The 22,279-nt window shown below is 62.8% G+C and carries 20 protein-coding genes; 12 read left to right on the top strand and 8 right to left on the bottom strand.

Annotated elements, in window-relative coordinates:
- Positions 1-35: 35 nt before the first annotated feature.
- The 5 genes from ACQ7C1_RS10435 to mutM all read right to left on the bottom strand — a co-directional run bounded on the left by ACQ7C1_RS10435 (position 36) and on the right by mutM (position 5,783).
- On the bottom strand, positions 36-1,118 hold the full coding sequence (locus ACQ7C1_RS10435) for a saccharopine dehydrogenase C-terminal domain-containing protein (protein WP_430958220.1): 1,083 nt from the start codon (positions 1,116-1,118) through the stop codon (positions 36-38).
- A gap of 122 nt (positions 1,119-1,240) precedes the next feature.
- Complete coding sequence (gene dnaA / locus ACQ7C1_RS10430; protein ID WP_430958280.1) at positions 1,241-2,791, bottom strand: chromosomal replication initiator protein DnaA; 1,551 nt, start codon at positions 2,789-2,791, stop codon at positions 1,241-1,243.
- Positions 2,792-3,629: 838 nt separating this feature from the next.
- Entirely contained in the window at positions 3,630-3,908 is a 279-nt protein-coding gene (gene rpsT / locus ACQ7C1_RS10425) for a 30S ribosomal protein S20 (protein ID WP_064800423.1), read from the bottom strand.
- 191 nt (positions 3,909-4,099) lie between these two features.
- The gene (locus ACQ7C1_RS10420; protein WP_097599461.1) at positions 4,100-4,873 is read right to left on the bottom strand and encodes an enoyl-CoA hydratase; all 774 of its coding nucleotides are present in this window, start codon (positions 4,871-4,873) and stop codon (positions 4,100-4,102) included.
- Between the two features lie 19 nt (positions 4,874-4,892).
- Positions 4,893-5,783, bottom strand: a complete 891-nt coding sequence (mutM, locus tag ACQ7C1_RS10415; RefSeq protein ID WP_430958219.1) for a bifunctional DNA-formamidopyrimidine glycosylase/DNA-(apurinic or apyrimidinic site) lyase — start codon at positions 5,781-5,783, stop codon at positions 4,893-4,895.
- 147 nt (positions 5,784-5,930) lie between these two features.
- On the opposite strand from mutM, the gene ubiE reads away from it, so the two are divergent.
- From ubiE to ACQ7C1_RS10365, 10 genes are all read left to right on the top strand, one after another.
- The gene (ubiE, locus tag ACQ7C1_RS10410) at positions 5,931-6,707 is read left to right on the top strand and encodes a bifunctional demethylmenaquinone methyltransferase/2-methoxy-6-polyprenyl-1,4-benzoquinol methylase UbiE (RefSeq protein WP_430958218.1); all 777 of its coding nucleotides are present in this window, start codon (positions 5,931-5,933) and stop codon (positions 6,705-6,707) included.
- A 48-nt stretch (positions 6,708-6,755) separates the two neighbouring features.
- Positions 6,756-8,330 (top strand): 2-polyprenylphenol 6-hydroxylase, encoded by a 1,575-nt coding sequence (gene ubiB / locus ACQ7C1_RS10405; RefSeq protein WP_183700551.1) that lies wholly within the window; start codon positions 6,756-6,758, stop codon positions 8,328-8,330.
- An 88-nt stretch (positions 8,331-8,418) separates the two neighbouring features.
- A complete protein-coding gene (locus tag ACQ7C1_RS10400) occupies positions 8,419-9,996 on the top strand; it encodes an aromatic amino acid lyase (protein ID WP_183700553.1) in 1,578 nt (525 codons plus the stop codon).
- Positions 9,997-10,131: 135 nt separating this feature from the next.
- Entirely contained in the window at positions 10,132-11,511 is a 1,380-nt protein-coding gene (locus tag ACQ7C1_RS10395) for a dihydroorotase (protein WP_430958217.1), read from the top strand.
- A complete protein-coding gene (locus tag ACQ7C1_RS10390) occupies positions 11,508-12,788 on the top strand; it encodes a Zn-dependent hydrolase (RefSeq protein ID WP_183700555.1) in 1,281 nt (426 codons plus the stop codon). Before ACQ7C1_RS10395 ends, ACQ7C1_RS10390 begins: the two co-directional genes overlap by 4 nt.
- A complete protein-coding gene (locus ACQ7C1_RS10385) occupies positions 12,769-13,866 on the top strand; it encodes a DUF917 domain-containing protein (protein ID WP_430958216.1) in 1,098 nt (365 codons plus the stop codon). Before ACQ7C1_RS10390 ends, ACQ7C1_RS10385 begins: the two co-directional genes overlap by 20 nt.
- 3 nt (positions 13,867-13,869) lie before the next feature.
- Positions 13,870-14,199, top strand: a complete 330-nt coding sequence (locus tag ACQ7C1_RS10380; protein ID WP_183700561.1) for a TfoX/Sxy family protein — start codon at positions 13,870-13,872, stop codon at positions 14,197-14,199.
- Positions 14,200-14,266: 67 nt separating this feature from the next.
- Complete coding sequence (locus ACQ7C1_RS10375) at positions 14,267-15,928, top strand: urocanate hydratase (RefSeq protein WP_430958215.1); 1,662 nt, start codon at positions 14,267-14,269, stop codon at positions 15,926-15,928.
- 54 nt (positions 15,929-15,982) lie between these two features.
- A complete protein-coding gene (locus ACQ7C1_RS10370; protein WP_097599470.1) occupies positions 15,983-16,225 on the top strand; it encodes an antitoxin in 243 nt (80 codons plus the stop codon).
- Positions 16,222-16,614, top strand: a complete 393-nt coding sequence (locus ACQ7C1_RS10365) for a type II toxin-antitoxin system VapC family toxin (RefSeq protein WP_430958214.1) — start codon at positions 16,222-16,224, stop codon at positions 16,612-16,614. Before ACQ7C1_RS10370 ends, ACQ7C1_RS10365 begins: the two co-directional genes overlap by 4 nt.
- Positions 16,615-16,629: 15 nt before the next feature.
- Here the strand turns inward: ACQ7C1_RS10365 and ACQ7C1_RS10360 are convergent, their stop codons facing one another.
- Both ACQ7C1_RS10360 and ACQ7C1_RS10355 read right to left on the bottom strand, forming a co-directional pair.
- Positions 16,630-17,868, bottom strand: coding sequence for an MFS transporter (locus tag ACQ7C1_RS10360; RefSeq protein ID WP_430958279.1), 1,239 nt, complete (start codon positions 17,866-17,868; stop codon positions 16,630-16,632).
- Positions 17,869-17,901: 33 nt separating this feature from the next.
- The gene (locus tag ACQ7C1_RS10355) at positions 17,902-18,807 is read right to left on the bottom strand and encodes a LysR family transcriptional regulator (protein WP_183700567.1); all 906 of its coding nucleotides are present in this window, start codon (positions 18,805-18,807) and stop codon (positions 17,902-17,904) included.
- Between the two features lie 126 nt (positions 18,808-18,933).
- Between ACQ7C1_RS10355 and ACQ7C1_RS10350 the strand changes: the two genes are divergently transcribed.
- Both ACQ7C1_RS10350 and coaBC read left to right on the top strand, forming a co-directional pair.
- Positions 18,934-19,698, top strand: a complete 765-nt coding sequence (locus ACQ7C1_RS10350) for an SDR family oxidoreductase (RefSeq protein ID WP_430958212.1) — start codon at positions 18,934-18,936, stop codon at positions 19,696-19,698.
- 287 nt (positions 19,699-19,985) lie between these two features.
- Entirely contained in the window at positions 19,986-21,194 is a 1,209-nt protein-coding gene (coaBC, locus tag ACQ7C1_RS10345; protein ID WP_430958211.1) for a bifunctional phosphopantothenoylcysteine decarboxylase/phosphopantothenate--cysteine ligase CoaBC, read from the top strand.
- A gap of 35 nt (positions 21,195-21,229) precedes the next feature.
- Here coaBC and ACQ7C1_RS10340 read toward each other — a convergent pair whose 3' ends face one another.
- Positions 21,230-22,042 carry a class II glutamine amidotransferase gene (locus ACQ7C1_RS10340; protein WP_430958210.1) on the bottom strand — a complete coding sequence of 271 codons (813 nt, stop codon included), beginning with the start codon at positions 22,040-22,042 and terminating at the stop codon, positions 21,230-21,232.
- Positions 22,043-22,279 lie beyond the last annotated feature (237 nt).

Genomic DNA, 22,279 nt, shown 5'->3' with positions numbered 1-22,279 from the left:
GGTAATGATATTGCTGCCCGCGCCGAAAAACCTTCTCAGCCGTGGCTGGTGGCGCCCGCCTTGAAGAGGCTGCCGGTCGGCGTTTTCAGGAACATCTCCAGCGGAATGTGTTCCTGGTGCAGGAAGCCGGTCGCCGGCAGGAGACCATCGCGGACCATCTCGATGACGGCGACGACCGAGGCCGACGTCGTCCAGGCGATCGCTGTGCGGCGGGCGCCGGCGATCTCGATCGGGTAATAAGCGCGCACGAATTCCTTGCGACGCAGGCTGCCGTTCTCCGTGCCTTCCGCGGCCACGTGCACGTAGACGACATCGTCTTCGACAGGCGGCTTGGCATTGGTCAGGATCTCGCCGGCGAGCTTGCGCTTGTCGCGCATCAAGAGCTCATGGAAGAAGAAGTTCATCAGCTCCATATGGCCGGGATAACGCATGGTCTTGTAGTCGAGATTGTCAACCGTGCCGAGCATGGTGTCGCACATGGTGCCGAGGCCGCCCGATGTCGTGAAGGCTTCGAGCTTGACACCACCGACATAGATGGTCTCGTGCCACTCCATCGGCGAGACGAGCTTGCGCACGCCGCCCTCGATGACCTCGCAATCATTCAGATATTCGTTGACGACGCCTTCCGGCGACCAGTTGAAGGCATAGCCGAGAAGACCCGTCGGATGCTGCGGAAGGGCGCCGACGCGCATGCGGATCGATCGGCAGCGATCGAAGCCGTCGGCCAGGCTTGCGCCGACGATGCCGACGAAACCGGGCGCCAGGCCGCATTGCGGCGCCATCAGTCCGCGGGCGGTCTTCGACAGTTCGATGATGAAATTGGTGGTTGGGACGTCTTCCGTCAGATCGAAGTAATGAATGCCGGCAAGATGGGCAGCGCGAGCCAGCTCGATGTTCAGGTGATAGGGCAAGCAAGACAGCACCGCCTCAACGTTCGAGAGCAGTTCGCCGATCACCTGCGGATCGGATATGTCGCCTGCGCGGCATGTAAAGGGCAGCTCGCCCAGGGGCAGCTGCGCATCGACACCAATGACCTTGAAGCCGCCTTCATGCAAAAGCGTTGCCGCCAGCCGCCCGACCTTGCCGAGGCCGAGAACGGCGATCTTTTCGAAACTCATTCATTCCCTCCCATGCGCCGTTCGGCGCTCTTCTTGGACGTGGGGAGGTATAGAATAAAAGGCTTATAAAGGAAAACGGCTGGAATCGCTTCCAGCCGTCAAATTCCCGACAGGTCCGCCGATTACTCGTTGATCAGCCGCTTCAGCAGCTCGATTTCGTGCGAAAGCTTGGTGTCACCTGATATCAGCTCCTCGATCTTGCGCACGGCATGCAGCACGGTCGTGTGATCGCGCCCGCCGAAGCGGCGGCCGATTTCCGGAAAGGAGCGCGGCGTCAGCGTCTTCGACAGATACATGGCGATCTGGCGCGGCTTGACGATGACGCGGGTGCGCCGATTGGAGACCAGTTCCTGGCGCGAGACGTTGTAATGCCTGGCGACGATGCGCTGGATATCCTCGATGCGTACACGGCGCGGTTCGCCCGAACCGACGAGATGGGCGAGCAATTCGTCGACGCGCTCGATCGACAGGTTCGGCTCGAAGGAGCGGCGGAAGATCAGCTGGTTGAAGGCGCCTTCGAGTTCGCGGCCGCTGGCCGTGATATTGCGGGCGACGTGCTGAAGCAGATCTGCCGGAATTTCGAGCGAAGGATCCTCGAGCCGGGCCGCGGCCAGACGCCTCTTGAGGATTTCGAGGCGCATTTCATAATCCGGCGCGTCGAGTTCGATGGCGACGCCGCCCTGCAGGCGCGAGCGGACGCGCGGATCGAGAGACTCCAGCTCCCATGGCGCGCGGTCGGCGGCGACGACGACCTGCTTGGCGCTGTCGAGCAGCATATTCAGAAGATGGCAGAATTCATGCTGGATCATCTTGCCCTGCAGGAACTGCATGTCGTCGATGATCAAGAGGTCGATGTTGCGCAACGAGTCTTTCAGCGTCAGCGCGTCATTGTCGCGGATCGCCGTGGCGAAGCGCCACATGAAATATTCGGCCGTCAGATAGACGACACGCAGGGCCCGCGGGTTCTGGACCGCCGCATTGGCGATCGCCTGCAAGAGATGAGTCTTGCCGAGCCCGACCGTCGAATGGACAAAGAGCGGATTGAACCGTACGGCGCCGGAGCCGACTTCCGCGATCGTCTTGGCAGCCGCAAGCGCGACGCGGTTCGAGCTGCCTTCCACGAAGGTATCGAAGGTGAAACGGCTGTCAAGCGGCGAGCCGAACAGCGGGGTACCGAGGCTTGCGGGCCTTGCGGCGGCAACGGCCGAAACTGCCTGCTGGACGGCTTGACCGGCCGGCTGGGCGCTCGGCGGACGGCGCATCTGCGCGGGAGCAGCCGGCTCGGGCTGGACCACCTCGTCGACGGCCTTCATGCCGCTGCGCGTTGCGGTGCGCACCAGGATTTCGACTTTCAGGATTTCCGGTTCTTCGGCCTGGAACAGACCGGTGATGAGATCGAGATAACGATTGTTGATCCACGACTTCAGGAAGGTCGTGGGAACCGAAAGGCGAACAACGCTCTTCGAGACCGAATGCAGCTTCAACCTGGCAAACCAGCTGGCATAGACGTCAGGACCGACCTGGGCCTTCAAGCGCGCGCTGACGCGCTCAAACAAAATGCTCTGCTTCATTTCCGCCTTAGCTTCACCCACTTCCTGGCGCATGGAGCCGAACGCTTGCGGTGCCGCATCCCCATTGTCGAGCCCGCCTGCCATCATCGTATTCATCTGCATAATGCCGCCTTTCAATTCCACCGGGCGACCTCCGCTAAAACAGCCGCCCGATCATTCCCCGCTTTGACGGGCTGGCGGCATCCTCATGAAGCCACTCGCCTGCCGGTTCACTCAAACACGACACAGAAGTCCGTTGCAGGTACCGCATTCATGCGGCGCCTTCATCGGCTTTCCGTGCCAGGCTGTCGGTCAATCCTCGTTTTCGGCCGACCAGCCCGAACGCAATATTACTATCCCTATCCGGCAGCCTCACGTTAAACGTGTGGTTGCCATAGGCACAAAACATCCCTGCCCCGTAACAGCCACGTTACGGCCCAAATCCGTCAAGTGCTTGAAAAAACGGAAGCGCAAGGCTCCGTAACAGATGGCACAAATTCATCGCCCTGCCGACGTGGCAGTTAAGACCGAACTCTGCAGGTGATGTCCGCGCCCTCTGTTGGACGCCATTTAGGCAGGATCAAATGGCAAGATCAACGATGAATTTTACGCAAAATTAAGATGCGGCCATTGACTCCGGCCGCCCTTTTCGGGCGTCACACCAGCGTCAAAAAAGAATCGCAGTTGAATCAAAGAGATTCCCCATTCGGGCTATTTTGACACGCAAAGAAAGAAAAAAAATAAAAATCTTCTTGACTCGCCCGTGATCCGCAAAGGTTGGGCCAGAGTCGCGCAACGGGAAAGCATCCTTGCGCAAGTACTTGTTTTTAAAGTATTTTTCATGTCATGGCACTGACACGAAACAGTCGTGAGATTTACCATGCAGAGGTTGTTCGGCGGAATCGAAAAAGCCCGGTAAAATTACCGGGCTAATCATAACGAGGAGGTCGTTAATGGATTATTACGCGGTCGTGGAGACCGACAGAGCCTTCACGCGAGCGGCCAAGCGAGAGACCTTACGCGATGCCGTGTTGGAGTGCAGCACGCCCTTGCTGGCGGCGCGGGCGAGTTCCGGCTGAGCGGCCAGGAAAGCTGCCTTCGCCTTGTCGGCGTCACCGGATGCGATGGCCTCTTCGACCTGGCGAACGAAAGTACGCACGCGCGAGCGACGAGCCTTATTGACGTCGGTACGGCGGGCGATCTTGCGGGTCGCTTTTTTCGCCGAAGTTGTATTGGCCATGGATGCCTCTCTCAAGAATTCGAACAAACTCCGCCATTACCGCGGGCCCTGCGGCCACCAAATCCAGCAATACGGGAGCAATCGCGGAAAACCAGAGCGGCTTTCCGAACCGTGGGCGGGCATATAACCCTAAAGCCGGCCCACGTCAACGCGGATTTTCAAGCTTTCCGGCAGCAAGCGCCGAAAAGGATTCAACGGTGCTTGAAGGCAGGTTTGCGCTTCTCGATGAAGGCGGCCATGCCTTCTTTCTGATCGTCCGTGGCAAAGAGACTATGAAACAGGCGGCGTTCGAACCGCAACCCTTCCTCTAGCGTCGTCTCGAAGGCGCGGTTGACCGCCTCCTTGGCCATCATGACCGAGGGCTGTGAAAGCGAGGCGATCTTTTCGGCCGCGGCCAAAGCCTCGTCGATGAGACGCTCGGGCGCCACCACACGCGAAACGAGTCCGGATCGTTCCGCCTCGGCCGCATCCATCACGCGGCCGGTCAGGATCAGGTCCATGGCCTTCGCCTTGCCTACGGCGCGCGTCAGCCGCTGCGAGCCGCCCATGCCGGGAATGACGCCAAGGGTGATCTCCGGCTGGCCGAATTTCGCGGTCTCCGAGGCGATAATGAAATCGCACATCATGGCAAGTTCGCAGCCACCGCCGAGGGCAAAACCACTGACGGCAGCGATGACAGGCTTGCGCGCCTTGGCGACGTCATCCCAGCCGCTGATGAAATCACTCTTATAGATATCGGCGAACTGAAGCGACTGCATCTCCTTGATGTCGGCGCCGGCGGCAAAAGCGCGTTCGGAGCCGGTGAGCACGATCGCACCGACGGCATCGTCTTCATGGAAAGCGGCATAGGCCCGCTTCAGTTCCCTCAGCACAGTGGAGTTCAGCGCGTTCAGCGCCTGCGGGCGGTTCAGCGTGACGAGGCCGACAGTGCCTCGGGTTTCGACGATCAAGGTCTCGTAAGCCATGCTGTTCTCCCGGTTTCTGTTACTTCTGACAGGCGGCGCAATAGAAGGTGGAGCGGCCCGCCTGCACGATGCGACCGACCGTACCGCCGCAGCCGGGCGTGCCGCAAGCCTCACCTTCGCGATCATAGACGGAGAAGGAATGCTGGAAATAGCCGAGCGATCCGTCGGCCTGGATATGGTCTCGCAGCGACGACCCGCCGGCGGCGATCGCATCGGCGATGACGTCGCGGATCGAGGCGACCAGCAGGTCGAGCCGCTGCTTCGGCCGGCCGCCGGGCGTCACCAGCGTGCCGGCGGCACGCAGCGGCGACAAATGCGCGCGCCACAGCGCCTCGCATACATATATATTGCCGAGACCGGCAATGTTCTTCTGGTCGAGTAGCGCGCTCTTCAGCGGCTGCGCCTTGTCCTGGAAGCGTTCGGCCAGATAAGCAGCGCCGAGTTCGTTTCCCGTCGGCTCCGGGCCGAGATCGCGGAAGAAGGGATGGGCGGCAAGATCGGCGCGTCCGATCATATCCATGAAGCCGAAGCGGCGCGGGTCGTTGTAGATGACGCGGCGAACCCCGTCCGGACCCTGCAGATGAAAAACGACGTGATCGTGTTTCTCGTCCTTCGAACGTGCGTGGTGGAATTGCCCCGGCGTTGCGGAGGCGGCGCCCTCTTCGATGCGAAAGGAACCGGACATGCCGAGATGGGAAATCAGCGTGTTGCCGTCGTCGAGATCGACCAGCAAATATTTTGCGCGGCGGCCGAGACCGACGATGGTGCGTCCGGAAACCCTGTCCGCCAAGGCATCGGGAAAGGGGAAGCGCAAATCCTTGCGCCGCAGTTCCAGCCTGGCAACCAGAGCGCCTTCCATCGCCGGCGCCAGGCCGCGTTTGACGGTTTCGACTTCTGGCAATTCCGGCATCTTAACCCATCTCTATCGAACGTGTTTCAACCGAGGACGATGTGCGCTATAGCGCCATGTGCCGCGGAGAGCGCGGTCCAGTGATAACGTCGCGCGCGGTCTTTCGCTACGGTCGCCGCGCCGATCTTCAAGGAACGGAGCAGCCTGATGTCAGAAAGCCGCACTTCCGCCGATGGCGGCATGGAGACCTCTTACGGCTTCCGCGAGGTGCCGGGCGGCGAGAAACAGGGTCTGGTCAACCAGGTATTCCACAAGGTCGCCAAGCGCTACGACATCATGAACGACGTCATGTCGATGTGCATGCACCGGGTCTGGAAAGATGCGATGATCTCGGCGTTGAACCCGCGCAAGGAGCCGGGCTACAAGGTGCTCGACGTTGCCGGCGGCACCGGCGACATCGCCTTTCGCATCATCGAGGCCTCAGGTCGGCAGGCACATGCGACGGTGCTCGATATCAACGGCTCGATGCTTGGCGTCGGCGCCGAACGGGCGGCAAAGAAGAAGCTTTCCGACAATCTCACCTTCATTGAGGCGAATGCCGAGGAACTGCCGTTTGAGGCCGCCAGCTTCGATGCCTATACGATCGCCTTCGGCATCCGCAACGTGCCGAGAATCGACAAGGCGCTGTCCGAGGCCTATCGCGTGTTGAAACGCGGCGGTCGGCTGCTGGTCCTGGAGTTTTCGGAAGTCGACATGCCGCTTCTCGACAAGATTTATGACGCCTGGTCGTTCAACGCCATTCCGCAATTCGGCAAGGCGATTACCGGCGATGCCGAACCCTACCAGTATCTGGTGGAATCGATCCGCAAGTTTCCGAACCAGGAGAATTTTTCGGCGATGATCCGCCAGGCTGGTTTTTCGCGCGTCACCTATACCAATTATACCGGCGGCATCGCCGCGCTCCATTCCGGCTGGAAGCTCTGAGGGAATGAAGGAAAAAAAGACGAACCTCCCTCGGCGGGGCACTTCAGCATGAGCACTTTCGGAGCCTATTTTCGCCTTTGGCGCGTCGGCTGGGTGCTCGTGCGCGAAGGCGTCGTGTCGGCCCTGCCGTCAGAAGGCCTGCCGCCTTCGGTCGCACTTGCCAAATCCTTCGTCACGATTTTCGAGCGCGGCAGGGCGCGGTATCAGAAGCGCAGCGATCGGCTGGCAAAGGCCGTCGAGCGGCTCGGCCCCTCCTATGTCAAGATCGGTCAGTTCCTGGCGACGCGGCCTGACGTCGTCGGCGTCGAATTCGCCAACGACCTGTCTCAGTTACAGGACCGGATGGCCTTCTTTCCCTCGGCGGCCGCAAAGGCGAATATCGAAGGATCGCTCGGGCGGCCGGTCGATGAACTCTATGCGAGCTTCGGCGAGCCGATCGCCGCCGCCTCGATCGCGCAGGTGCACCCCGCCGAAGTCGAAACGACAGAAGGCCGAAGGAAGGTCGCCGTCAAGGTCGTCCGACCGGGCGTGCGCCAGCGTTTTGTCCATGACATCGAGGCAATGTACCTGGTCGCTCATATGCAGGAGCGCTTCATGCCCTCCAGCCGGCGGCTGCGGCCGGTCGAGGTAACGAAGACGCTGGAACAGACGACGAAGGTGGAGATGGATCTTCGCCTTGAGGCCGCAGCGCTTTCGGAGATTGCCGAAAACACCGACAGCGATCCCGGCTTTCGCGTGCCGAAGGTCGACTGGGAGCGCACGGGCCGCGACGTCATCACCATGGAATGGATCGACGGCACAAGAATGTCTGACGTCGAGGGGCTGCGCGCGGCCGGCCATGACCTCAACCTGCTCGCCGACACGCTGATCCAGTCCTTCCTGCGCCACACGCTGCGCGACGGTTTCTTCCACGCGGACATGCATCCCGGCAATCTCTTCGTCGATGCCGGCGGCATGATCGTCGCGGTCGACATGGGAATTGTCGGGCGGCTCGGCAAGAAGGAGCGGCGGTTCCTCGCCGAAATCCTCTATGGCTTCATCACCCGCGATTACATCCGTGTCGCAGAGGTGCATTTCGAGGCCGGCTACGTGCCCGGCCACCACAATGTCGAAAGCTTCGCCCAGGCGATCCGGGCGATCGGCGAGCCGATCCATGGGCAGCCGGCCGAAACGATCTCGATGGGCAAGCTGCTGACGCTGCTGTTCGAAGTGACCGAACTCTTCGACATGGCGACACGGCCGGAGTTGGTGATGCTGCAGAAGACCATGGTCGTGGTCGAAGGCGTGTCGCGCATGCTCAACCCGCGTTTCAACATGTGGAAGGCCTCCGAGCCCGTCGTCGGCGACTGGATCCGCACCAATCTCGGCCCGAAACGGATCGTCACCGATCTCAAGGATGGGCTGAAGGCGGCGGTCAAGCTCGCCGAAGCCGCGCCCGAAATCGCAGCAAAAACCGAGAAATTCCACCATCAGCTGCTGCATATGAGCGAACACGGCCTGCGTTTCGACGATCAGACGGCCGAGGCGATCGGCAAGGCCGAGGCGCGGCACAACCGCTCGGGCAGGATCGCGCTCTGGGTGATCGCATTGACGCTCCTCTATATTGCCTGGATGTTGAGCTGACCGCTCCGACAACATGCTGTGTTCAGCATTTAGGATATCCCATGTGACGGAGGGCTGGCTTAGTCTCGCAGTTTAGGAGATACGGCACATGCAGCACGAACGCCTTGGCATCGAACTTTCCGGACGGCCGCTCGGTTTTGCCGAGATGGTGACGATTGGTGCCGGCAAGGCGAGGATTTCGGCTTCACCAACCGGCATGGCCCGCATCGCGATTGCCCGCGAAATCGTCGAGGACGCGATTGCCGCCGGCACGCCCGTCTATGGCTCGACGACCGGCGTCGGCGCCATGAAAGACGTGGAGTGGTCGGCCGACGAACTCGACACCTTCAATCTCGGCCTGGTGCGCGCCCATCATTTCGGCACCGGCACGCCCTTTTCCTGCAATGTCGTGCGTAACGCCATGGCGATCCGCATCAACACGGCGCTGACCGGCCAGGTCGGCTGCACGCCGGAGCTGATCGACGCCTATATCAGGATGCTCGAGGCCGATCTCATCCCGGTCGTGCGCCGCACCGGCTCGATCGGCTGCGCCGATATCGGCCTGATGGGGCAGATCGGTGCTGTGTTGACCGGTGTCGGCGAAGCGGTCTATCGCGGCAGCCGGATGCAGGCGGCCGACGCTTTCCGGGCTGCGGGGCTGGAACCGGTGCGGATGGCGCCGCGCGACAGCCTCGCTTCGCTCAGCGTCAATGCAGTGAGCTTTGCGGCTGCGGCGGAAACGACGCGCAATGCCGCGGCCTCGATCCGCATTCTGCTCGCCACCGGGATGATGGCATCGGGTGCGCTCGGCGCCTCCCGTGATCCCTGGAAGGCGGTCCGCCATGTCGGCACTGCGCGTGAGGCACTGATCGGCGCCTGGCTCTGCAACGCGTCGGACGAATGGGACTGGCCGGTTGCAACGCATGTGCAGGATCCGCTAAGCCTGCGCATGATCGCCCAGGTATTCGGCGCCGTCATCGAAAATCTGCTTTCGACCGGTCACAAGATTCTCGCCGCCACCGGACGCTCGGACGACAATCCCGTCGTCGTCGAGGGGCGGGTGATGACATCAGGCGGTTCGCTTCCGCTCGATGTGACGATCCTGCTCGAATCGGCCGCACTCTGCATGGCGCATGCGGCGCGCAACGCCTTCAACCGCTGCGTCATTCTCGGCAACGGGCAACGGCGCGACCTGCCGGTCAACCTCGTGCCGTCGGGACGGATTGCCACCGGCTTCGGGCCGATCATCAAGCTTGCCGGCGAAATCTTCTCGCGCGTCCTGTCGATGTCCGGCCCCGTTTCGGCGCAGTCGCTGGTGGTTGCAGCCGGCCTGGAGGATGAGGCCGCCTTCTTGCCGCTGGTCATCGAGCGCTTCGAGCGGCAGATGCAGGCGCTGAAGCGCCTCGCGGCGCTCGAGGCGCTGCTGTCTGCCCAGGCGATCGACATTCTCGGCGATGAGCCGAAGGGCGTGGCCGGCATGCTCTACGACGTCGTTCGCAAACATGCGGCCTTTTATACCGTCGACCGGCCGCTATCGGCCGAAGTGGAGGCGATCGAGGAAGAGCTCGGATCGGACGACTTTCTCGCGAAACTGACCGAGCAGGTTCCGATCGCCTCCTTCGACGATTTCTTCGCACTCGGCTCGCCGGAGCCCATTGAAGGGCGCTTGGCAAGCCGAGCAGGATGATTGCGGGCCGAGGCCCAAAATCTCAACCTGCTCTACATTAACCCATCGATGCGTGATGCAGTCCGAAAGACGTTCAAACTTTGGCATCACGTTTCGGCCGACAGCGGTTCCGACGTCAGTCTAGGAGGAAGCGGCATGGACTTCGATCTCGTTCTGCAGGGCACGGTGGTGCTGCCGGACCGCATCGTCGAAGCGGGTTATGTCGCCGTGCACGCCGGCAAGATCGCCGAGGTCGGCCGCGGCGTCCCGCCTGCGGCGCGCGAACGGCATCTGCTCGGAAGAGCGTTGATCCTGCCAGGCGCCATCGACGCGCAGGTGCATTCGCTTTCGCAGAAGGATCAGGAGGATTTCGTCTGGTCGACGCGGTCGGCAGCGGCCGGCGGCGTGACTACGATTGTCGACATGCCTTATGACGAGGGCGATCTCGTCTGCTCGGCGGCGGCGGTCAAGCGGAAGATCGACCATGCCGCCCCGCAGGCGCGCGTCGATTTTGCCCTCTACGGCACCATCGATCCGCAAGAAGGCCCGGCGCGAATCCCGGAGATGGTTGAGGCCGGCGTCGCCGCCTTCAAGTTTTCGACCTTCGGCACCGATCCCAAACGTTTTCCGCGCATTCCCCTCGCCCTGCTCGACGCCTGCTTTGCCGCAATCGCGCCGACCGGGCTAACGGCAGGCGTGCATAACGAGGATGACGAGGCGGTGCGCAGCTATATGGAACAGGTGAAAGCGAGCGGCATCACCGACTGGCGGGCGCATGGTCTGTCACGGCCGCCAATCACCGAGCTCCTGGCGATGCACACGATCTTCGAGACCGGCGCCAATACCGGCTGCCCCGCGCATGTGGTGCATTGCTCGCTCGGGCGCGGCTACGATATCGCCCGCGCCTATCGCCGCGATGGTTTTGCCGCGACAGTCGAATGCTGCATCCATTACCTGACGCTCGACGAGGAAAACGATGTGAGGCGCCTCGGCGGCAAGGCGAAAATCAACCCGCCGGTGCGGCCGCGCGCCGAGGTGGAGAGGCTCTGGCGGAAGGTGGCCGAAGGCGATGTCTGGTTGGTCTCGACCGACCACGTCAGCTGGTCGGAGAACCGCAAGACCGATCCCGACATGCTCGCCAACGCATCCGGCGTTCCCGGTCTCGAGGTGATGGTGCCGCTTTTCGTCAAAGGCGCTCTCGAGCGCGGCATTCCCCTGACCTGGGCCGCGCGGCTGATGGCCGAGAACCCGGCGAAACATTTCCGGCTCGACCATATTAAAGGGGCGCTGACCCCAGGCAAGGACGCCGACATCACCGTGCTGGAGCCGCGCGGAAGCGTCTACGATGCGTCTGCGAGCGGCAACAACGTCGTCGGCTGGAGCCCCTATAACGGCATCCGCCTGCCCTGGACCGTTTCCGCCACCTATTTGCGCGGCGAAAAGATCGCCGAGGGCGGGAAGGTATTGGCCGAGCCTGGCAGTGGCCGGTTTATCCGGCCGCCGCCGCGCCAAGTCATTTCGGGAGCCGCCGCATGAGCCGCAATCTTCCCGTCAATGCCGACCGGATCGCTGAAGATATCCAGGCGCTTGCCGATATCACGGAGCCGGGGCGCTCCTGGACACGTCGGGCTTTCACGCCGCTCTTTCTGGAAGGCCGGGCCTATATCGAGACACGAATGAAGGCGGCAGGGCTGGAAACACGGATCGATGCCGCCGGCAATCTGATCGGCCGCCGCACCGGCAGGAAGCCCTGGCTCGGCACGATCATGATCGGCTCGCACTCCGACACGGTGCCGGAGGGTGGCCGCTTCGACGGCATTGCAGGCGTGGTTGCGGCGCTCGAGGTGGCGCGGGCGCTGCATGACCACGGCCTGGAACTCGACCATGATCTTGAGATCGTCGATTTCCTTGCCGAAGAGGTCAGCATCTTCGGCGTCTCCTGCATCGGCAGCCGCGGCATGACCGGACAGTTGCCGGAGGCCTGGCTGTCGCGGACAAGCGGCGGGCTCGATCTTGCCGGCGGCATCGCCCAAGTGGGCGGCGAGCCGGGCGTGCTGGGACAGCAGAAGCGACCGGATCTGGCAGGCTTCCTGGAGCTCCATATCGAACAGGGGCCAGTGCTCGAAGCCGAAAGGGAGGATATCGGCATCGTCACGGCAATCTCCGGCATTACCCGCATCGAGATCACCGTCGAGGGGCGGGCCGACCATGCCGGCACGACGCCGATGGACAGGCGGGCGGATGCTCTGGTCGCGGCCTCGCAGCTGGTGCTCGACATCCGAAATGCCGCCGCCGAGCTTGCCAAGACGCCGGGGCATTTCGCCGCGACGGTCGGCGAGTTCAGGATCGAGCCGAATGCCGCCAATGTCGTGCCGTCGAAGGTCGTGCTGCTGATCGACGGTCGTGCGGAAATCCGCGCCGACATGGAGGCCTTCTGCCGCTGGCTCGAGGGCCATGTCGAAAAGCTGGCAACCGCCTATGGCGTTACGATCGAGCCGCCGAATCGGGTTTCCGACAATCTGCCGACGCCAAGCGATGCCGCGCTGCTTTCGACGCTGGAGACCGCCTGCGACCGCGTCGGCGCAAAATACCGGCGCATGGCCTCCGGCGCAGGGCACGATACCGCCTGGATCGCCAAGGTGGCGCCGGCGGCAATGATCTTCGTGCCCTGCCGGGAAGGCCGCAGCCATTGCCCCGACGAATGGGCCGACAATGACGATATCGCGCTCGGCGCCGCCGTGCTTTTCCAAGCGGTGCGCGAGATGGACAAGGATTCGAAGCGGGAGAAGGCCGATGGGACGCATACTGGTTGAGAAGGACGTGGAAGCCGCCGTCAAAGGCGGCTCCGTCTATGCCGCCGGCGGTGGCGGCTGGGCTGAGCACGGGCGGATGCTCGGGCATGCGGCCATCACCATCGGCAAACCGGAGCTGGTCTCGATCGACGAGTTGAAGGATGACGACTGGGTCGCCACGGCGGCCGCGATCGGCGCGCCGGCTTCCACCACGCCGTGGGAAATGCAGGGCGTCGATTATGTGAAGGCGGTGCAATTGCTGCAGGAGGCGCTCGGCGAAAGGCTTTCCGGACTGATCATCGGCCAGAACGGCAAATCCTCGACGCTGAACGGCTGGCTGCCATCGGCGATCCTCGGCACCAAGGTAGTCGATGCCGTCGGCGACATCCGCGCGCACCCGACCGGCGACATGGGCTCGATCGGCATGGCCGCCTCACCCGAGCCGATGATCCAGACCGCCGTCGGCGGCAACAGGGCCGAGAATCGTTACATCGAGCTGGTGGTGAAGGGCGCGACGGCGAAGATCTCGCCGGTGCTGCGCGCCGCCGCCGATCAGTCCGGCGGTTTCATCGCCAGCTGCCGCAATCCGCTCCGGGCTTCCTATGTCCGGGCGCATGCGGCCCTCGGCGGCATCTCGATGGCGCTTGCGCTCGGCGAAGCGATCATCGCGGCGGAGAAGCGCGGCGGGCCAGCGGTCATCGATGCGATCTGCAAAACGACGGGCGGGCATATCCTTGCCGAAGGCGTCATCACCCGGAAGGACGTCGTCTATACCAAGGAGGCCTTTGATATCGGCACCATCGCCGTCGGCTTGGGCGATAAGTCGGTGACGCTGCATGTGATGAACGAATATATGGCCGTTGACGATGCGGGTGGCGGGCGGCTTGCGACCTTCCCCGCCGTGATCACCACGCTGTCGCCGGAGGGCGAGCCGCTGAGCGTCGGCCAGTTGCAGGAAGGCATGCACGTCTTCATCCTGCATGTGCCGATGGAGATCATTCCGCTCTCGGCCAGCGTGCTCGATCCGACAGTTTATCCCGTCGTCGAAAAGGCGATGGGTATCGAGATCGCGCGTTATGCGCTGGCGGCGAAGGCCTGAGCCATGGCACGCGATCCCGGCCTTGAAGAACTGCTGCGCGAGGAACTCGACGATCGTCCTGGCCTCAGCGAAAAATCCATGTTCGGCGGCCGCGCCTTCCTGCTGAACGGCAATCTTCTCTGCGGCGCGCGCAGTGACGGCATGCTGATCCGTCTCGGCAAGGGCAATGATGATTGGGCGCTGGCGCTGCCGGGCGTAACCCGGATGGTGATGGGCGAGCGAGTCATGCACGGCTGGCTGCGCGCCTCCGCCGAGGCTTACGGCGACGATGCTCTGAGACGGCGTCTGCTCGATGCGGCGCTTGCCTATGTGGAATCGCTGCCGGGCAAGTGACCAACTAGCTTTCGCCCTTCTCTCCAGCGGGGAGAAGGGAAAAGCAGAGAAAAACGAGGAACCCACAATGCCGAAGGCCAATCCACGCCATCCGAAATTTCCCATTCCCGGCGGACCGGAGTTGCGCGCCAAGGGCTGGCGGCAGGAGGCGCTGCTGCGGCTGCTCGAAAACGTGCTGGCCGTCGGCGAGGATCCCGACAATCTGATCGTCTATGCCGCGCTCGGCAAGGCCGCCCGCAACTGGGCGGCGCATAAGGGCATCGTCAAGGCGCTGACTGAGATGGATGAGGACCAGACGCTGCTCATCCAGTCCGGCAAGCCGATCGGGCTCGTAAAGACCCATGCCAGGGCGCCCCTCGTCATCATGGCGAACTGCAACATCGTCGGGCAATGGGCAAAGGCCGAAGTGTTCTACGAGCTGCAGCGCAAAGGGCTGATCTGCTGGGGTGGGCTGACGGCCGGGGCCTGGCAATATATCGGCAGCCAGGGCGTCATCCAGGGCACCTATGAAATCTTCATGCGCATCGCCGAGCGGCGTTTCGGCGGCGACCTTCACGGCCGCTTCGTGCTGACGGCCGGACTCGGCGGCATGGGCGGGGCCCAGCCACTCGCCGGCCGCATGGCGGGCGCTGCGATCCTCTGCGTCGACATCGATCCGGAGCGAGCGCGCAAACGCCAGCAGATCGGCTATCTCCAGGAGATCGCGCCGGATCTCGATACCGCCCTTGAGATGATCGACGCAGCTGTAAAGGCGAAGCGGGCGCTGTCCGTCGGCCTCGTCGGCAATGCGGCGGAGGTCTATCCCGAGATTGCGCGGCGCGGCATCGTGCCAGATATCGTCACCGATCAGACCTCGGCGCATGACCTCGTCTATGGCTATGTGCCGAAAGGCATGAGCCTCGATCAGGTGAGAGACCTGCGCGACGATGGCCAGGGGCAATTGATGGCGGCAAGCCGCGCCTCGATCGTCGAACATGTCGGCGCGATGCTGGAATTCCAGAAACGCGGGTCCGAAGTCTTCGACAACGGCAATCTGATCCGCACCCAGGCCAAAGAGGGCGGCGTCACCAACGCCTTCGACATTCCAATCTTCACCGAAGCCTATCTCAGACCGCTGTTTGCCCGGGCAATCGGCCCGTTCCGCTGGATGGCTCTCTCAGGCGAGGAGAGCGATATCGCCCGCATCGACGATCTGCTGCTCGAGATGTTTCCCGACAACAAGATCATCACCAACTGGATCCGGCTGGCGCGCGAGCATGTTCCCTTCGAGGGACTGCCGGCGCGCATCGCCTGGCTCGGCCATGGCGAACGCACCGCACTCGCACGACGTGTCAACATGCTGGTGGGAAGCGGCGACCTAAAGGGCCCGGTCGCCTTCTCCCGCGACCATCTCGATGCCGGCGCCATGGCGCATCCGAATATCATGACCGAGCGGATGAAGGACGGCTCCGATGCGATCGCCGACTGGCCGCTGATCGATGCAATGATGCTCTGCTCGTCGATGGCCGATCTCGTCGTCATCCATTCCGGCGGCGGTGGCTATGCCGGCTACATGACGAGCTGCGGCGTCACCGTGATTGCCGACGGCACCGATGCCGCCGACGAACGCCTCGACCACGCGCTGACCAACGACACGGCGCTCGGAGTCATGCGTTATGCCGATGCCGGATATGAAGAGGCCCTTGATGAGGTGGCGAAGAAGGACGTTCCCTATCTCAGGCTTGGTTGAAACGGACAGAGGATTGCTATATATCATTGCCATATCTCATCCGGAGCGAATGACATGGAAACAGCTAAAATCTTCTGGTCGGGGCGCTCCCAAGCCGTCCGGCTGCCTAAGGAATTTCGCTTCGACGGCGATATCGTCGCCATTCGGCGGCAGGGGCGTGCGGTCATTCTCGAACCGATTTCCGACGATTGGGGATGGCTTGCCGATGTAATCGGTCCTGTTGACGCCGACTTTGCGACGGCGGCGGAAGAGCAGCCTGCACAGCAGGAACGTCCCGAACTCGACTTCTTCAAATGAAATACTTGCTCGATGCGAATGCCGTGATTGCCCTGATGAAAAGCAACGAGGGCCTGATTGCCGAACTGAGCAAACACCTGCCCCGCGACTTCGCCGTGCCCGCAATCGTTGCGCATGAACTGTTTTACGGCGCCTATAAAAGCCTTCGCATTCACGAAAACTTAGCGCGGATCGATGCACTGCAGTTTTCAATACTGGAATTCGACCGGAACGATGCACGCAAAGCGGGGGAAATCCGCGCCGCGCTGCATGCATCGGGAACGCCGATCGGACCCTACGACGTGTTGATTGCGGCCCAGGCTGTCGCACGCCACCTCATCCTGATCACCCGAAACCTGCGGGAGTTCGAACGTGTGGCAGAGTTGCGGGTGGAGAATTGGGAGCGTTAGCTCTCGCGCTCCAAATTATCGGGCATTCTTTGCGAAATGCTGAGCGACACAGGCTGACATAAAGGCAAGGGCCAGCATGGCAAGGGTGAAGACAACGACAGCTGCCCAGCCCTCGACCGCGAAGAACCAGCCACCGGCCGAGCCCATCAGGCTGGAGCCGACGTAATAGGCCAGCATGTAGATGGAAGAAGCGTGCCCCTTGTTGCCAAAGGCAAGCTTGCCGACAAGGCCGCTGGCGATGGAATGGCTCATGAAGAAGCCGGCGGTCAGCACGATGATACCGAGGATGATCGACGGCAGCGCGGCTAAGAGCGTCAATGCGCTACCGGCAGCCGTCAGCGCGAAGCCGAAGAGCAGCACGGGAAAGTGACCGATCCGGTCTCCCAGCAGCCCGCCGATCGAGGCGGCGCCGATGCCGAAGACATAGACGGTGAAGATCAAGCCGAGTTCGGTCTGATTGAGCCGATAAGGCGGCGCCACGAGGCGGTAACCGGCGTAATTGTAGATTGTCACGAAGGAGCCCATCGCCAGGAAGGCGATGGCGAAGAGGAAGGGTAGCGCCGGATTTCTAAGATGGCTAAGCCAGGCTTTCGCGTGGAAACGCGGATCGAAACCCGGCCGGCGAACGAAATTCCTTGAGGGCGGCAGAAGGGCGATGAAGCCGATCGCCGCGGCAAGACCGATGGCGCCGACGAGGAAGAGCGCCGGGCGCCAGCCAAAATATTCGGCGAAGATGCCGGTGAGCACGCGGCCCGACATGCCGCCGAAAGCCGTGCCGCCGACATAGAGGCCCATGGTGGCACCAAGGCCGCGCGGATCGATTTCTTCGGCAAGATAGGCCATGGCGACGGCCGGCACGCCGCCGAGGACGAGGCCCTGCAGGGCGCGGATGACGAGCAGCAGGTGCCAATTCGAGGCGAAAGCCGTGGCAATTGTCAGTACTGCCGCGCCAACCAGCGATATCGACATCAGGCTGCGGCGGCCCAGCCCCTCCGCAACGGCGGCGGCACAGACAATGGCAAGCGCGAGAAAGCCGGTGGAAAGCGACAGCGACAGCGAGCTTTCGACCGGGCTGACGGAAAACTCCTGCGAGAAGACCGGCAGCAGCGGCTGCACACAGTAGAGCAGCGAGAAGGTGGAAAAACCGGAGAGAAAGAGCGCCAGGCTGGCGCGGCGATAAGCGCCTGTGCCGCGCGTCAGGTAATGCTTTTCTCGTGCGATCACGGTCTTCACGCTTTGCGCTGCCGGCGGCATATCTTCATCCTGGCGGGTCTTCGAACTCATGTGTTAACCCGCCGGATCCCAATAGGGCGGATCGCCGAAGCTCTTCCTCAAGTGATCGGCGATGGCGCGAAGCTTGGCGGATGGATTTCGACCTTCCGGATGGGCCATATAGATGAATTCGGCCTCCGGCCTGTGACCGACATCGATTTCGGCAAGCCGGCCCTCGCGGATGGCCGGGCCGGCGATGAAGGCCGGCAGCAGCGCGATGCCGAGACCGGCAATCGCGGCATCGCGCATCATGTCGCCATTGTTGATGCCGAGCGCCAGTTTGGCGCGGACGGCGACCGCCCCCTCCGGCGTCTGGAAGCGCCAATCGGCGACGCCGCGGTTGGTGTAGAAGACGCCGCGATGGCGGTTCAGGTCGGCAAGCGACGATGGCGTTCCCTCGCGGGCGAGATAATCCGGCGAAGCGCAGAGAAGACGGCGGCTGCGGGTGAGCTTCCAGGCGATCAGCCTGCTGTCGGCGATCGGGCCATTGCGGATGATGGCGTCGTAGCCGTCCGAGGCCGCATCGACGCGGCGGTCATCGATGTCGAGCGTCAACTCGATATCGGGATGATCGGCAAGAAAGGGGTAGAGCGCCGGGCCGAGATGCATGCGGCCGAACGTGACCGGGGCGGCGATGCGGATCGGGCCGGACAGCGTGCCGCGCCGCTCGGCCATATCGGCGGCGGCCTCGTCAATTTCACGCACGATGCGCGCGGCGCGCCGCAGAAATGCAGCTCCGTCCTCCGTCAAGGTGAGCTTGCGTGTCGTTCGGTGCAGCAGGACGCCGCCCAAGGACTTCTCCAATTCCGCCAATCTTTCGCTGACGACGGATTTGGAGAGCCGCAGCCGCCTGGCCGCCTCGCTGACCGAGCCTGCCTCCGTCACGGCGACGAAAGCCGCGATGCCTTCTATCCTGATCATCGTTCGGTATTTCCGAATTCCAGTTCCTCAATCTGGAGACTAATCCGAACGAAAAGAAAATGCCACCTTCTGATCAACGAAACGGACGGCAAGGGCCGCCTCGGATCAACCACAGGAGATGCAACCATGAACCGCTTGAATAACAAGGTCGCAATCGTTACCGGCGCAAGCTCCGGCATCGGCCGCGTCACGGCAAAGCTCTTTGCCGCCGAAGGTGCCAAGGTCGTCGTCGGCGCGCGCCGCGAGCGCGAACTCGACAGCCTCGTCGCAGAGATCGAGGCCGAGGGCGGCAAGGCTATTGCCGTTGCCGGCGACGTCCGCTCGGAAGATTATCATAAAGCGCTGGTGGCCGCCGCGATGACGAATTACGGCAAGCTCGACATCGCCTTCAACAACGCGGGCATCATCGGCGAAGCCGGTCCGAGCACCGGTGTCTCGGAAGCAGGCTTCAGCGAGGCGCTGGCCGTCAATCTCACAGCATCCTTTCTCGCTGCCAAACATCAGATCGGCGCGATGGCAGAAAATGGCGGCGGCTCGGTGATCTTCACCTCGACCTTCGTCGGCTACAGCTTCGCCTTTCCCGGCGTTGCCGCCTATGCCGCCAGCAAATCCGGCCTGATCGGGCTGATGCTGGCTCTCGCCGCCGAGTTCGGACCGCAGGGCGTGCGCGTCAACGCCATTCTGCCGGGCGCCGTCGATACCGACATGTACCGCGATGTGAACGATACAGCAGACAAGCAGGCTGCCATCACCGCTATGCATGCGCTGAAGCGCGTCGCGACACCTGATGAAGTCGCACGCTCGGTTCTCTACCTCGCCTCCGATGATGCGAGCTTCGTCACCGGCACGGCCTCGCTGGTCGACGGCGGCATTTCGATCACTCGCACCTGAGATGGTGGGGCGATTATTCGCTGCGGCTACACAGCGTTTGATTGCCGAGACCAGCCCCTCATCCGGCTGCCGCCACCTTCTCCCCGCTCGCGGGGCGAAGGGACATGCCGCACCCCGTTCCCACCTCGCTCTCACAGGGCACGTCCCCTCGCCCCGTTTACGGGGAGAGGGTTAGGGTGAGGGGCATCGGCGCAACCGGTCAGCGATGCGCAACCCGCGCGATTGCATGTTCTGCGCCAAAGGCTTAGGGTCAAGATCAATCAGAAAAGGGCGACGGGTAGAAGGCCATGGCTCTCAGCGGCAAACGCATCCTCCTCATCATCTCGGGCGGCATCGCCGCCTATAAGAGCCTGGATCTGATCCGCCGGCTGCGGGAGCGCGGCGCAAGCGTGCGTCCGATCATGACCAAAGGCGCGCAGGAATTCGTCACGCCGCTGGCCGTCGGGGCACTAGCGGCTGACCATGTCTTTGTCGATCTGTTTTCGCGCCAGGACGAACAGGATGTCGGCCATATCAGGCTGGCGCGCGACTGCGATCTCGTGCTGATTGCCCCCGCCAGCGCCGATCTGATGGCGAAAATGGCGAACGGTCTTGCCGACGATCTCGCCTCGACCGTGCTACTGGCGACGGACAGGCCGGTGCTGGCCGCGCCGGCGATGAACCCTCGCATGTGGGCGCATCCCGCGACGCGGCGCAATGCGGCGACGCTGAGAGCCGACGGCGTGCGTTTCATCGGGCCAATGGCCGGCGAGATGGCGGAGAGCCGCGAGGCCGGGCTCGGCCGGATGGCGGAGCCGCTGGAGATCGTCGCGGCCGCCGAAACCCTGCTCGACGACGGAGAAAAGCCGCTGAAAGGACACAAGGCGATCGTCACATCAGGACCGACCCATGAGCCGATCGACCCGGTGCGCTACATCGCCAACCGTTCCTCCGGCCGGCAGGGACACTCGATCGCCGCAGCGCTGGCGAGGCTCGGGGCCGACGTGACGCTCGTCTCCGGGCCGGTGACGATCGCCGATCCGGTCGGCGTCAATGTCGTCCATGTCGAGCGGGCGGAGGAAATGCGCGATGCCGTGCTGGCGGCGCTGCCGGCCGATATCGCCGTGATGGTGGCGGCGGTGGCGGACTGGCGCGTGGCCTCCGCCGCCGACCAGAAACTGAAGAAACATCCGGGCGAATCCATTCCGACGCTGGCGCTGACCGAGAACCCCGACATATTGAAAACGCTGGGACATCACACGATGCGGCCGAGGCTGGTGATCGGCTTTGCCGCCGAGACCCAGGACGTGGAAAGCAATGCCAAGGCGAAGCTCGAGCGAAAGGGCGCCGACCTGATCGTCGCCAATGACGTTTCTGCTGCGACGGGCATCATGGGCGGCAGCCGCAACAGGGTCAAACTCATTCGCCACGACGGTGTCGAGCAATGGCCAGACCTGACGAAGGAAGAGGTCGCCGAAAGGCTGGCGGCGCTGATCGCCCAACGCTTCCACGCATAGTCCCCTCGAAAATCGATCCCGTTTTTCGGAAGGGATTATGCCGAGATAGCCATGCGTTGCGATTTGGTCTTGCTCGGCTTTTCCGGCCGAAATTCCGCGACATTGATACCGTCTCTGCCGACGATGACGGCGCTGCCGTCGGGAATCTCCGCCCAGGCGTCGACGTCGTCGTTCAAGGGTTCCGAGACGAGGCAGTAGCCGGCACCGACGGGCGAGGCGTAGAGCGTCGGCGCCTTGCGATCCGTGGCATAGCGGATCGCATAGAGCGACTTGCCGTCGGAGAAGGCGGCGGTAAAGCGCAGCAGGATCGAGCCGGTGATGCTTTCGGCGAGATCTTCGACGAAGCCGATCATATCAGCCATCGCGGCGACCGGCGCCTCGCGCAGGCCGAACTGCAGCGCCAGCAGGAACATCAGCTCGGAATCGGTCGTGCCGCTGCGGGCATTGAACAGTTCGTCATCAAGCATCGCCTCCATCGGCCGACGCAGACGCTCGAAGCCCGATATCTGGCCGTTGTGCATGAATGACCAGGTCTCATGCGTGAAGGGATGGCAATTGTCGCGGCGGGTGCCGCCGCCGGTGGCGGCACGGACATGGGCGAGGAAGAGCGGCGAGCGGATCTGCCGCGCCAGGCTCTTCAGATTGCAATCCGACCAAGCCGGCAGGATGTCGCGGTAGCGGCCGGGCTCCGGCCTGTCGCCATACCAGGCGATGCCAAAGCCGTCGCCATTGGTCGCGGTCTTGGCACGAGTGGCGCAATGGGACTGCTCGATCAGCGAATGGGCCGGCGAGGATACCAGCTCCTCGAGGTAGAGAGGGTCTCCGCGATAGGCTGCCCAGCGACACATGGCTCTTTTGCTCCGGAACCCGCGGCATCGGCGGGCATGCTCTAAATTGTCGAACGCCACGGCTAATAACAGCTTAACGCGCGACTGATTTGCAGGCCGATCATGACGGTTTGGTGACCGAGTGGAACTTCAAATTCGGCGAAAACCTGTGTTCTTTTGTGAACGCGGGTCCGCCCCGAGTGGATGTCTCGAGTGCAATTTCTTCTTGCATCTGGCGCGAATCGTCCTACCTTTTCC

The sequence above is a fragment of the Rhizobium sp. Nf11,1 genome (assembly GCF_050587665.1).
GTDB lineage: Bacteria > Pseudomonadota > Alphaproteobacteria > Rhizobiales > Rhizobiaceae > Rhizobium.
This window is presented reverse-complemented; position numbering and strand designations above follow the sequence as displayed.

Bases quoted from the DNA above. Each gene is read 5' to 3' on its own strand.
- rpsT (WP_064800423.1), bottom strand. From the start codon at position 3,908: ATGGCCAATACAACTTCGGCGAAAAAAGCGACCCGCAAGATCGCCCGC.
- ACQ7C1_RS10380 (WP_183700561.1), top strand. From the start codon at position 13,870: ATGGCACGCGATCCCGGCCTTGAAGAACTGCTGCGCGAGGAACTCGAC.
- ACQ7C1_RS10370 (WP_097599470.1), top strand. From the start codon at position 15,983: ATGGAAACAGCTAAAATCTTCTGGTCGGGGCGCTCCCAAGCCGTCCGG.
- coaBC (WP_430958211.1), top strand. From the start codon at position 19,986: ATGGCTCTCAGCGGCAAACGCATCCTCCTCATCATCTCGGGCGGCATC.
- mutM (WP_430958219.1), bottom strand. From the start codon at position 5,783: ATGCCGGAATTGCCAGAAGTCGAAACCGTCAAACGCGGCCTGGCGCCG.
- ACQ7C1_RS10420 (WP_097599461.1), bottom strand. From the start codon at position 4,873: ATGGCTTACGAGACCTTGATCGTCGAAACCCGAGGCACTGTCGGCCTC.
- ACQ7C1_RS10360 (WP_430958279.1), bottom strand. From the start codon at position 17,868: ATGCCGCCGGCAGCGCAAAGCGTGAAGACCGTGATCGCACGAGAAAAG.
- ACQ7C1_RS10435 (WP_430958220.1), bottom strand. From the start codon at position 1,118: ATGAGTTTCGAAAAGATCGCCGTTCTCGGCCTCGGCAAGGTCGGGCGG.
- ACQ7C1_RS10375 (WP_430958215.1), top strand. From the start codon at position 14,267: ATGCCGAAGGCCAATCCACGCCATCCGAAATTTCCCATTCCCGGCGGA.
- ACQ7C1_RS10350 (WP_430958212.1), top strand. From the start codon at position 18,934: ATGAACCGCTTGAATAACAAGGTCGCAATCGTTACCGGCGCAAGCTCC.
- ACQ7C1_RS10365 (WP_430958214.1), top strand. From the start codon at position 16,222: ATGAAATACTTGCTCGATGCGAATGCCGTGATTGCCCTGATGAAAAGC.
- dnaA (WP_430958280.1), bottom strand. From the start codon at position 2,791: ATGCAGATGAATACGATGATGGCAGGCGGGCTCGACAATGGGGATGCG.
- ubiB (WP_183700551.1), top strand. From the start codon at position 6,756: ATGAGCACTTTCGGAGCCTATTTTCGCCTTTGGCGCGTCGGCTGGGTG.
- ACQ7C1_RS10385 (WP_430958216.1), top strand. From the start codon at position 12,769: ATGGGACGCATACTGGTTGAGAAGGACGTGGAAGCCGCCGTCAAAGGC.
- ubiE (WP_430958218.1), top strand. From the start codon at position 5,931: ATGTCAGAAAGCCGCACTTCCGCCGATGGCGGCATGGAGACCTCTTAC.
- ACQ7C1_RS10395 (WP_430958217.1), top strand. From the start codon at position 10,132: ATGGACTTCGATCTCGTTCTGCAGGGCACGGTGGTGCTGCCGGACCGC.
- ACQ7C1_RS10400 (WP_183700553.1), top strand. From the start codon at position 8,419: ATGCAGCACGAACGCCTTGGCATCGAACTTTCCGGACGGCCGCTCGGT.
- ACQ7C1_RS10355 (WP_183700567.1), bottom strand. From the start codon at position 18,807: ATGATCAGGATAGAAGGCATCGCGGCTTTCGTCGCCGTGACGGAGGCA.
- ACQ7C1_RS10340 (WP_430958210.1), bottom strand. From the start codon at position 22,042: ATGTGTCGCTGGGCAGCCTATCGCGGAGACCCTCTCTACCTCGAGGAG.
- ACQ7C1_RS10390 (WP_183700555.1), top strand. From the start codon at position 11,508: ATGAGCCGCAATCTTCCCGTCAATGCCGACCGGATCGCTGAAGATATC.